Source organism: Bacillus sp. C1 (assembly GCF_054570475.1).
In genome coordinates, this window is sequence record NZ_JBTMZT010000016.1 from 72,053 (window position 1) to 83,893 (window position 11,841).

5 protein-coding genes and 2 pseudogenes are annotated in these 11,841 nt (G+C 36.5%); all 7 read left to right on the forward strand.

Going from position 1 to position 11,841, the window contains the following annotated elements; genetic code table 11:
- The first annotated feature begins 30 nt into the window (after nt 1-30).
- Entirely contained in the window at nt 31-327 is a 297-nt protein-coding gene (locus tag ACX5JI_RS24425) for a DUF3986 family protein (protein WP_459503568.1), read from the forward strand.
- 224 nt (nt 328-551) lie between these two features.
- Nucleotides 552-1,502 (forward strand): metallophosphoesterase, encoded by a 951-nt coding sequence (locus tag ACX5JI_RS24430; protein WP_459503569.1) that lies wholly within the window; start codon nt 552-554, stop codon nt 1,500-1,502.
- A 1,282-nt stretch (nt 1,503-2,784) separates the two neighbouring features.
- Nucleotides 2,785-4,509, forward strand: a pseudogene (locus tag ACX5JI_RS24435) (isopeptide-forming domain-containing fimbrial protein); the annotation flags it as partial.
- A 42-nt stretch (nt 4,510-4,551) separates the two neighbouring features.
- Entirely contained in the window at nt 4,552-7,713 is a 3,162-nt protein-coding gene (locus ACX5JI_RS24440) for an isopeptide-forming domain-containing fimbrial protein (RefSeq protein WP_459503574.1), read from the forward strand.
- A gap of 389 nt (nt 7,714-8,102) precedes the next feature.
- Nucleotides 8,103-9,917 carry an acyltransferase family protein gene (locus ACX5JI_RS24445; RefSeq protein ID WP_459503570.1) on the forward strand — a complete coding sequence of 605 codons (1,815 nt, stop codon included), beginning with the start codon at nt 8,103-8,105 and terminating at the stop codon, nt 9,915-9,917.
- Nucleotides 9,918-10,286: 369 nt separating this feature from the next.
- Nucleotides 10,287-11,486, forward strand: a complete 1,200-nt coding sequence (locus ACX5JI_RS24450; RefSeq protein WP_459503571.1) for an ATP-binding protein — start codon at nt 10,287-10,289, stop codon at nt 11,484-11,486.
- A 196-nt stretch (nt 11,487-11,682) separates the two neighbouring features.
- A pseudogene (locus ACX5JI_RS24455) lies at nt 11,683-11,841 on the forward strand (RNA-guided endonuclease InsQ/TnpB family protein); the annotation flags it as partial.

An 11,841-nucleotide genomic window follows, 5' to 3' on the forward strand; every position in this document is an offset into this window, starting at 1 on the left:
TACAGAAGTACAAATATAAGGGGTGATAAAATGAAGTATGAATATGATGAGAGCATGCATTTACATCTTGATTATTTTGGTGAAGAGCATGATATGGAATCGATTGCTTATAAAAGAAAACATGAAGATGTGTGGGATGTCTTTTTCAATTTTTCATTTTATGGAATTTCACCAGAAAAGATGCAAGTAGATACGTATATGGATGAGTATGCAGGGTATCGTGTTTTTTCCGTACAGGCTCATGATTTAAGCTGGGAATTGGGAAGTGCAAAGTTTGAAGAATGGCTATTTAAATATCACATAGTAGAGAAAGTAGCCTACAAATAAAAGAACTACATGATGTATCAGATTCTAATTTTGGTGTATTTAGTTTGGTAGAGATGATTAAGTATATACATTATATGAGAAAGAACCTGTCTAGGCGATGGGTTCTTTTCATTTTGTTTTATTTGAAATGATGCTTTATTCTCGTCTCAGTTTCAAAAAAGACATATGTTTGTAACATAGGCATGGTAAAACAGTCTTTAAATGATATCTTTAGAGGTGAAAATATGAAAACGAACTTAGAACACTCCAACATAAATAGAATGAATGAGGAAATAGCTCCTTTTGAACAACCGAAAAGAGGTACTTCTCGATTGAAATTTAGAAGAATATGTATCATTTTTCTCATGCTATGTATGTTGCCAATAGCAATTTATATATACGCTTTTCATTTTGAAACAAAATCAGTGTCTGTGACATGGCACGATATTGAAAATCCAAATATCCCAGAAGGCTTTCACGATTTGAAAATTGTACAGTTTTCGGACACGCACTTCGGACCGAATTTTTCTCATAAACAGCAACAAATGTTAGTAGATAAAATGAATGAGTTAAAGCCTGATATTGTAGTTTTTACAGGAGATTTAATTGACAAGTTTGGAGAGTATGCCGCAGAAAAGGCACGTTCCCAAGCTATTTTATCCCAAATTCGAGCGCCGCTTGGAAAATACGCTGTGTTTGGCAATCACGACCGAGGAGGAGGCGGGGGTTACTTGTACAAAGGATATATGGAGAAAGCTGGTTTTACAGTTTTGAATAATGAAATGAAAAAGGTAAAAGCTGCAAACGGTGATTCTATTACTATTTCTGGCCTTGATGATTTTTTACTTGGAAAACCTAACATCCACTCAACTCTTCAGCAGCTTAGAAAAGAGGATTTTAATTTGCTATTAGTACATGAACCAGACGTTGCTGATCAAATCGCCCAATATCCAGTAGATCTTCAGCTATCCGGTCATAGTCATGGCGGACAAGTGCAGATTCCGTTCGTAGGTCCTATCATTACTACTTCACTAGCAAATAAATATATAGAAGGGCTTTATTCAATAGAAGGAAAGTGCAAGGCATTACAATTGTATGTAAATCGTGGTATTGGTACAACTAGAATGCCAGTGCGTTTCTTTAGTAAACCCGAAATCTCTGTCTTTACTTTAAAGAACGCGGAGCATCATTCATAGGACATTAAAGTATGGGAGAGAATGAGAGTTTAAAGCGCTTGTTTATGACGAATGGGGCTTTTAGGTAGCGTTATTTCCTTGGGACGTTCTAGTTATTCTTTTTCGATGTAATCCACAGCGTCCGTTCTCTCCTAATTGAAGTTTTTATAGTTTAATATATTGATATACTAATATAAGACGGGAATGTTATGGGATATGTACCTAGTTAACTGGAAAAAGTGATTATTTTCTGATTATTTCGTTTTGTTAATATAATATATTTTTTGAATTAAGGATGGAAAATAAAGTATCTATTACATATAATGTCTTAGGGAGGTGTCATGAATTGCTCATTATTTTATGAAGGAAACGAAATTTGAGTTTAATTTAAAGGGGAAAATATACAAATTTATATTCTAATATAATCTATTAAATGCGTATATTTTTGAGTTTATGTTGATTTACATATTAAAAAGGGGGAACGTTCAATAAACCTTGAATTATCTTTCCTAACATGAAAGAAATGATGCGATTGATGCTAACTTCCAAAAAAAGAAGGAGGTAGAAGATGTCGTATAATAATTTCGTACTTAAACGTAATAGAATTCATTTTAAACAAGTCTTCATATGTTTTTTAGTATTTCTCCTAACATTTAGCGGGATAATCCCTGCTAGTTCATCACGAAAAGTGCAAGCTGCAGGTGGCGTTACCATTAATAACGTCGATTCTTATGGGGTATTTAAGAATCAAAATAATAAGCCTGTTATCGTTCAATTTGATGGAAATAATCCAACAACAACTCCTAAAGAGAGAGTTATAATAAGCAATTTAACCGGTGCAATGAATGGGTTAGCTCTTCGTAAGACAGAGGACGCATTTTATGCGAATCAAGATGGAGTACTGTACCGTATCAATACAAATGGACAAGCTCAAAAGGTAGTAAACTTGTTCGCATTTACCGAAGCAGCAGCAGTTTCTACTGACGATTCAAAATATTATTATCGTTATAATGAAAAAGGAATTGCTTATCTTGCATATTATGATTTCAATACAAAACAACAAAAGAAAATGAAAATTACAGGAAATCTAGATTCTGGCGGAGCAGACTCTTGGGGCGGTGATATTCTATTTGACGCATCTGGTAAAGCTTGGTTAAGTCGTATCCAACCATATAATGATTTAAACCAAATTGATCCTGCAACTGGTGCAATTATAAAAACTGTCAAAGTTGTCAGTACCGATGGAAGTAATGTAGAATTCGGACCTCGGGGACTTAGTTTCTTACCTGATGGAAGGGTGTTAATGTCTGCAGGTGACTATGGTCATCCAACTTTGTATGTCCTTGATAAGGAGAATGCTAAAGCTACGCCGCTTGGTACAATTCAAGGGATAGCGGATGTAATTTTTGACTTAGCATCAAGACTTACACCAGAGTTTAATAAACCTACACCTAAATTAGAATCGAAAAAAGAAGTAAAGAACCTACAAAATAAGCCGTATGAAGTAGGGGATACGGTTGAATACAAAATTAGTATGCGCAATACGGTTCCAAATAGTGTCATCACAAATTTTATGGTTCAAGACCAAGTACCGGCCGGACTAGAGTATGTGCCGGGAACAATCAAAGTGGATGGTCAGTCTGTGACAGATGCAAAAGATGGAGATAAAGGTTTCTATAATGGAATTGTGACAGGTAATTTTGGAGATTTAAAAGATACAGCATGGCACACAGTTACATTGCATGCGAAAATCAAGTCAGATCAAGCTGGTAAGACAATCAAGAATGATGCGCTGTTGTCAGGCGGAAATATTACTGCACAAAAACCAGCAGTGGACATTACAGTAGGCGAAAAGAAACCACAACTAGAATCGAAAAAAGAAGTAAAAAACCTACAAAATAAACCGTATGAAGTAGGAGACACTGTTGAATACACTATTAGCATGCGTAATACAGTTCCAAATAGTGTCATAAAAGACTTTTTAGTTCAAGACCAACTACAGTCTGGACTAGAGTATGTGCCGGGAACAATCAAAGTGGATGGCCAAGCTATGACAGATGCAAAAGATGGGGATAGAGGATACTATTCAGGTGGAATCGTGGCAAGTCAGTTTGGAGACATAAAGGATACAGCATGGCACACAGTTACATTGCATGCGAAAATCAAGTCAGATCAAGCTGGTAAGACAATCAAGAATGATGCGCTGTTGTCAGGCGGAAATATTACTGCACAAAAACCAGCAGTGGACATTACAGTGGGCGAAAAGAAACCACAACTAGAATCAACAAAAGAAGCGAAAAACCTACAAGATAAAGAGATTGAAGTAGGAGACACAGTCGAATACACAATCAAAATGCGTAACACTGTAACAGACAGTGAAGTGAAAAATGTAGTGATCGCAGATACATTACCAGAAGGTCTAGAATATGTGGCAGACACATTGAAAGTAGACGACAAAGCTGTGACAGATGCAGAAGACAAAGATAACGGTCAATATGCAAGTAGAACAGTAACAGGAAAAATTGGTGATGTAATAGATACAGAGTGGCATACAATCGTATTCCACGCGAAAGTAAAATCAGGTCAAGCAGGAAAAGACATCAAAAACACTGCGAAAGTAACGGGTGAAGGTGTTCCACCACAAGAACCAAGTACAGAAATCAAAGTATATCCAAGAGATTCTAAATTAGAATCAACAAAAGAAGCGAAAAATCTACAAGATAAAGAGATTGAAGTAGGAGACACAGTCGAATACACAGTAAAAACACGTAACACGGCAACAGATAGTGAAGTGAAGAATGTAGTGATCGCAGATACATTACCAGAAGGCTTAGAGTACGTTGAAGGTGCGTTAGTAGTAGACGGAAAAGCTGTAACGGATGCAGAAGACAAAGATAATGGTCAGTACGCAAAAGGAACAGTGACAGGTAAGATCGGTGATGTAACAGATACAGAGTGGCATACAGTTGTATTCCACGCAAAAGTGAAGTCAGGTCAAGCTGGAAAAGACATCAAAAATACTGCGAAAGTAACGGGTGAAGGTGTTCCACCACAAGAACCAAGTACAGAAATCAAAGTATATCCAAGAGATTCTAAATTAGAATCAACAAAAGAAGCGAAAAATCTACAAGATAAAGAGATTGAAGTAGGAGATACAATCGAATACACAATCAAAACACGCAACACTATTTTAGACAGTGAAGTGAAAAACGTAGTGATCGCAGATACATTACCAGAAGGTCTAGAATATGTGGCAGACACATTGAAAGTAGACGACAAAGCTGTGACAGATACAGAAGACAAAGATAACGGTCAATATGCAAGTGGAACAGTAACAGGAAAAATTGGTGATGTAATAGATACAGAGTGGCATACAATCGTATTCCACGCGAAAGTAAAATCAGGTCAAGCAGGAAAAGACATCAAAAACACTGCGAAAGTAACGGGTGAAGGTGTTCCACCACAAGAACCAAGTACAGAAATCAAAGTATATCCAAGAGATTCTAAATTAGAATCAACAAAAGAAGCGAAAAATCTACAAGATAAAGAGATTGAAGTAGGAGACACAGTCGAATACACAGTAAAAACACGTAACACGGCAACAGATAGTGAAGTGAAAAATGTAGTGATCGCAGATACATTACCAGAAGGTCTAGAATATGTGGCAGACACATTGAAAGTAGACGGCCAGGCTGTGACGGATGCAGAAGACAAAGATAATGGTCAATATGTGGACGGAACAGTGACAGGTAAGATCGGTGATGTAACAGATACAGAGTGGCATACAATCGTATTCCACGCAAAAGTGAAGTCAGGTCAAGCTGGAAAAGACATCAAAAATACTGCGAAAGTAACAGGTGAAGGTGTTCCACCACAAGAACCAAGTACAGAAATCAAAGTATATCCAAGAGATTCTAAATTAGAATCAACAAAAGAAGCGAAAAATCTACAAGATAAAGAGATTGAAGTAGGAGACACAGTCGAATACACAATTAAAACACGCAATACAGAGAAAGATAGTATTGTGAAAGACGTAGCGATCGCGGATACATTACCAGAAGGCTTAGAGTACGTTGAAGGTGCGTTAGTAGTAGACGGAAAAGCTGTAACGGATGCAGAAGACAAAGATAATGGTCAGTACGCAAAAGGAACAGTGACAGGTAAGATCGGTGATGTAAAAGATACAGAGTGGCATACAGTTGTATTCCACGCGAAAGTAAAATCAGGTCAAGCAGGAAAAGACATCAAAAACACTGCGAAAGTAACAGGTGAAGGTGTTCCACCACAAGAACCAAGTACAGAAATTAAAGTATATCCAAGAGATTCGAAGTTAGAAGCAACAAAAGAAGCGAAAAACCTACAAGACAAAGAGATTGAAGTAGGAGACACAGTCGAGTACACAATCAAAACACGTAACATGGCAACAGACAGTGAAGTGAAAAATGTAGTGATCGCAGATACATTACCAGAAGGTCTAGAGTACGTCGAAGGCACATTAGTAGTAGACGGAAAAGCTATGACAGATGCGGAAGACAAAGACAACGGTCAATACGCAAAAGGAACAGTGACAGGCAAAATCGGTGATGTGAAAGATACAGAGTGGCATACAGTTGTATTCCATGCAAAAGTAAAAGCAGGACAAGCAGGAAAAGACATTAAAAACACTGCGAAAGTAACAGGAGATGGAGTACCACCACAAGAGCCATCTACAGAAGTGAAAGTATATCCAAGAGATTCTAAATTAGAATCAACAAAAGAAGCGAAAAACCTACAAGACAAAGAGATTGAAGTAGGAGACACAGTCGAGTACACAATCAAAACACGTAACATGGTAACAGACAGTGAAGTGAAAAATGTAGTGATCGCAGATACATTACCAGAAGGTCTAGAGTACGTCGAAGGCACATTAGTAGTAGACGGAAAAGCTATGACAGATGCGGAAGACAAAGACAACGGTCAATACGCAAAAGGAACAGTGACAGGCAAAATCGGTGATGTGAAAGATACAGAGTGGCATACAGTTGTATTCCACGCAAAAGTAAAAGCAGGACAAGCAGGAAAAGACATTAAAAATACTGCGAAAGTAACAGGTGAAGGTGTTCCACCACAAGAGCCAAGTACAGAAGTGAAAGTATATCCAAGAGATTCTAAATTAGAATCAACAAAAGAAGCGAAAAATCTACAAGATAAAGAGATTGAAGTAGGAGACACAGTCGAATACACAATCAAAACGCGCAACACTGCTTCAGACAGTGAAGTGAAAAATGTAGAAATCGCGGATACATTACCAGAAGGTCTAGAGTACGTTGAAGGTACATTAGTAGTAGACGGGAAGGCTGTGACAGATGCAGAAGACAAAGATAATGGTCAATACGCAAAAGGAACAGTGACAGGCAAAATCGGTGATGTGAAAGATACAGAGTGGCATACAGTTGTATTCCGCGCGAAAGTAAAAGCAGGTCAGGCTGGAAAAGACATCAAAAATACTGCGAAAGTAACAGGTGAAGGTGTCCCACCACAAGAACCAAGTACAGAAATTCAAGTGGAACCAAAAGATCCAGTAAAACCAGCAGAACCAAAATTAGAATCAACAAAAGAAGCGAAAAACCTACAGAAAGCAAACAAAGTAGGAGACACAATCGAATACACAATCAAAACACGTAATACAGTGACAGGTAGTGTTGTGAAAAATGTAGAAATTGCAGATAGATTACCAGAAGGTCTAGAATATGTACCGGGTACATTAGTAGTAGACGGCAAAGCTGTAACAGATGCAGAAGACAAAGATAACGGTCAATATGTAGATGGAACAGTAACAGGTAAGATTGGCGATGTAACAGATACAGAATGGCATACAGTCGTATTCCACGCAAAAGTAAAAGAGGATCAAGCAGGTAAAACAATTACAAACACTGGTAAGGTAACAGGCGAAAGTGTTCCGCCACAAGAACCGAGTGTTGAAATTAAAGTGGAGCCAAAAGATCCAAGCGAACCAAGTGAGCCAGGTAAACCAAGCGAACTAGGTAAACCAAGTGAGCCAAGCGAACCAAGTAAACCAAGTGAGCCAAGCAAACCAAGTGAACCGGTTAAACCGAGTGAGCCAGGTAAACCAGCACCGCACTTACCAAATACAGGTGGTCAGTTACCAGTAATGCCTTATGCAGGAGGATTCCTTCTGATGATTGGTGCATTCTTTATGGTAATAAGCAGACGCCAAAAAGTTAGAAAATAATTAAGTTGGCTACTATGCTCAATAAATGAGTGTAGTAGCCAATTTTTTTATTTATCCCGCTATTTGCGGACAGTAAGACCTCTACCTCAAGATTCAGAGAGGAGCAAGGAAGAGAGGCGGGACTAATAATCAGTGGGGATGAAGAGAACCTCCACTGATTAAAGTTCCCTTTATATGTTTTCATGGTGTAAAATTCATAAATGAAACTATTTCATAAGAATAGATAACGTGATAAAATTTGAGTTGCTGTGCATGTAATCATAAAAAATGAGGGTGTTTGTAAAGTGGTTTTGTAATATTGTGGTTTCATAAGCTTCTAGAGTTGATAAAATTGATAGCGTTTCATATCCATTGACAGAATTTTGAGTTAAATGAAGAGGTGATTGTAGGTGCCCGAACCATTAAAGAAAAATAGTCGCTATATGGTTGGATTGGATAGTCTAAGGGGCTTAGCTATACTAGGTGTTATTTTATATCATATTAATTTTAATTGGATGCCTGGAGGATTTTTAGGTGTTACTGTCTTTTTTGTCCTGTCAGGTTATTTAATTACAGATATTCTCGCAATAGAATGGAAGAGAAATAAGAGAATTGATTTAAAGAAATTCTGGCTTAGTAGAGCGAGGAGACTGCTTCCAGGCATGATTGTTATGCTCATCATCATTTTGGCATGGATTACTATATCTCATAGCTCTTTACTTGAAAAAATGCGCGGTGATTCATTAGCAGCGTTATTTTATTTCAGTAACTGGTGGTATATTTATCATAAACTATCGTACTTTGATAGTTTTAGCCAGCTTTCTCCGCTCAACCATTTTTGGTCGTTAGCTGTTGAGGAGCAATTCTATGTTATTTGGCCGTTTATTATTAGTTTAGCATTTCGTTACATAAAAAAGAAATCACGTATCGTTTTATTCATAATTTTGGGAGCTGCCGTCTCGGCATTAGCAATGGGTCTTTTGTATGAGCCAGGAGTTGATCCAAGCAGAGTTTATTACGGTACGGATACAAGGGCCTTCTCTTTATTAATTGGGGCGGCACTTGCCTTAATTTGGCCAAGCAGTAGGCTTGCGAATAAAATTATTCCAAAGGCACGTCTTATTCTTGATGTTGTTGGAGGAATTGCCCTTATCATCATCCTCGTTATGTTTTGGAAAACGAATCAATATGATCCGTTTTTATATCAAGGTGGAATGGTTGTTTTATCAATCGCTACAGCAGTATTAGTAGCGAACTTAGCCCATCCAGCTAGCCGCATCGCTCAATTTTTACGATTTAGACCATTGCGCTGGATGGGGGTAAGATCGTATGGGGTATATCTTTGGCATTATCCCATTATTACATTAACGACCCCGAAGGTACATGCTGGAGAGTTTTCACTTACAAGAGCTATTGTTCAATTTGTACTTATTATAGTTGTTGCACAAATTTCATGGAAGTTTATTGAAAATCCAATACGGCAAGGAGCGTTAAGAAACATTCAGTTAAAGAACGTAAGACTTAGAAGTTTAGCTCTAGGTAGTAAGTTAGCTTTAATATGTGCACTATGCGTTTCTTCGATAGCTGTTTTCGGATTATCAACAGCTAGTAAAGCAAAGGAGAACTCTCAAAAAGATAAGGTGGAAACAGTGCAAACAGAACCGGCGAAGCATCCAGTAGCTGTTCGGGAACAGCCAGCTAATGAACAGCCTCAAAATCAAGAAGCAAAAAAAGAGGCGAGTTCTCCACAATCTAAAGAGTCTTTAACTGTTACGGCTGTAGGGGATTCTATTATGATTGATGTTTCCCCATATTTGAAAAATGCATTTCCTAATATTAGAATTGATGCGAAAATTGGTCGCCAGCTTTCAAAAGCAATTCCTGCAGTGGAGCAATTAAAGAATGAGGGGAATTTAGGAAATCATGTCATCGTTGGATTAGGTACAAATGGAGCTTTTACGAAAGATCAATTAGTATCATTAGTAAAAATGATTGGGAATGAACGTAACATTATATTCATTAATACGAGAGTACCAAGACCGTGGGAATCGTTAGTGAATGAAAAATTAAAAGAAGTAGCATCTGAGTATAAAAATGTGAAGCTAGTTGATTGGTATGCAGCAAGTGCTGGGAAGAAGGAATATTTTGAACCAGATGGTGTACATTTAACGAAAACAGGTGCAGAAGCATATGCTGCGCTTGTAACAAAAGAGGTAAATCAATAATTTGATTGGTATCATTAACATAACTTTGAAGTATAATGCGATAAGTTGAACGAAAAAAGAACTCGTAGATTTGCTACAAGTTCTTTTTTCGCTTTATAGTTACTAATGGGGTAAAAAGACAAAATAGCTCAAACACAAAGAACGGGGAGTTCTTTTTACAGTTAACCTGATAAATTCAGTATATATCATACAATAGTGTTTTTTAGTGTATATTATTGAAAATTATGTGAATTATCAAGCTGGGTAAGTGAGTTTGAATTTTTCTCCACGATTCGATATTATTTTGATGAAATACTACAGTTGTTTACTATAATAATAAGTATTAATAATAGTGTATCAGAAGTATATGAGGTTTAAGGAAGTGTTAGAGTGAAAGTAAACTTTATCTCATTGCAAGAAGAAAAGAAAAATGCCCGGATCTTTTTATGGGTATTGAATATTGTATGGATTGTATATGGAACGATGTATTCTATTATACTAAAAGATGATATGTCATTTATAAGATTAGATGTTCAAGTTCTAAAGTTTTTGTATGGAGCCTCATTAATAGCAGGCAGTATATATGTAATGAACAGAGAACAAGCATATCGTGTTAAGTATATATATTTAATCGCCTATATGTGTGCGGAATGTTTTAATTTGTATTGGTATGCAATTTATAATCAAGTAGCATTTGATGATGGAAAGATACTTGGATTTGTTTTTATTTTATTTGTGCCAATTTTTATGAATAAACGCTATTTACGGTGGTTATTATTACTTACTGCGGGAAAATATAGTATGTTTTTCGTACTAGGAGAAAAACAGGCATTTATGCCGTTAGTTGTATATAGCCTTTTATTATTGGTAACGTATCTTTTATTGAATCGATTTTTACAGTATCTTTCTACTATAAATAGTGTAATGATAGAAAAAAGGGATTCTGAAAAACTCGCGGTTATTGGAAAAATGGCAGCGTCTGTTGGACATGAAATTAAAAATCCTCTTTCATCATTAAAGGGATTTACACAACTGCAGAAAGAGAAATATGCAGATGATGCAGTGTATGAACTGATGATCCATGAAATTGAGCATATAAACAATATGATAAGTGAACTGATGATAATGGCAACTTGTAAGCCATCTATCTACAGTGGTCATTTAATAGAAGATATTGTATCAAATGCGATAAGTGAACTGAGTGCCGAAATAAATAGAAAACAGCTGTGTTGTACTTGTGATAGTTCACTTGATCAAATCAAAATAAATTGTGATTATCGTAAGTTAAAAGGAGTATTTCTATATGTAATCAAGAATGCGGTTGAAGCCGTGGAACATGGCGGAACGGTTCGTATATATATAAAGAAAACAAATGAAGATGATGTAATGGTAAGTGTTATAGATAATGGCTGCGGTGTAGAGGAAGAGAATATAACGCGGATAACAGAGCCTTTCTATACGACGAAAAAGGGTGGGATAGGTTTAGGGCTTACTGTTGCTTGTAAGATTATTGAAGAGCATGGTGGAAAAATACATATTGAGAGTGAAAGAAATGTCGGAACGCATATGGATATTATTTTACCTATATAATTTAGTAGAGAAAATAGATTGAGATAGAAACTAGGATTAAGTGAAGTATGTCTATCATATCTTTCGAGAGGACTTCCATCTCTAAACATATGTGAAGGTGGTGAGGTGAATCGAAAAAAATATTTTATGTTCAAGTAAAATAACGGAAACATACGTTCTTTATTTGGTATAATATCCGTAACAAAGAGGTGAAAAAATGACAGCGGAAAAGCAAAAAAATTATAAAACTCTTCAAATGTGGATTAAAAAAGGACATCGTATGTATTCTTATTTTCAAGAATCTTGCCAAAACGCGAAGAATATGTACAACACGACAAACTTTTATATACGACAAGTGTATACAGGTTTGACACAA

Excerpts from the sequence above, each read along its gene's own strand:
- ACX5JI_RS24430 (WP_459503569.1), top strand. The coding sequence starts at position 552 with ATGAAAACGAACTTAGAACACTCCAACATAAATAGAATGAATGAGGAA.
- ACX5JI_RS24425 (WP_459503568.1), top strand. The coding sequence starts at position 31 with ATGAAGTATGAATATGATGAGAGCATGCATTTACATCTTGATTATTTT.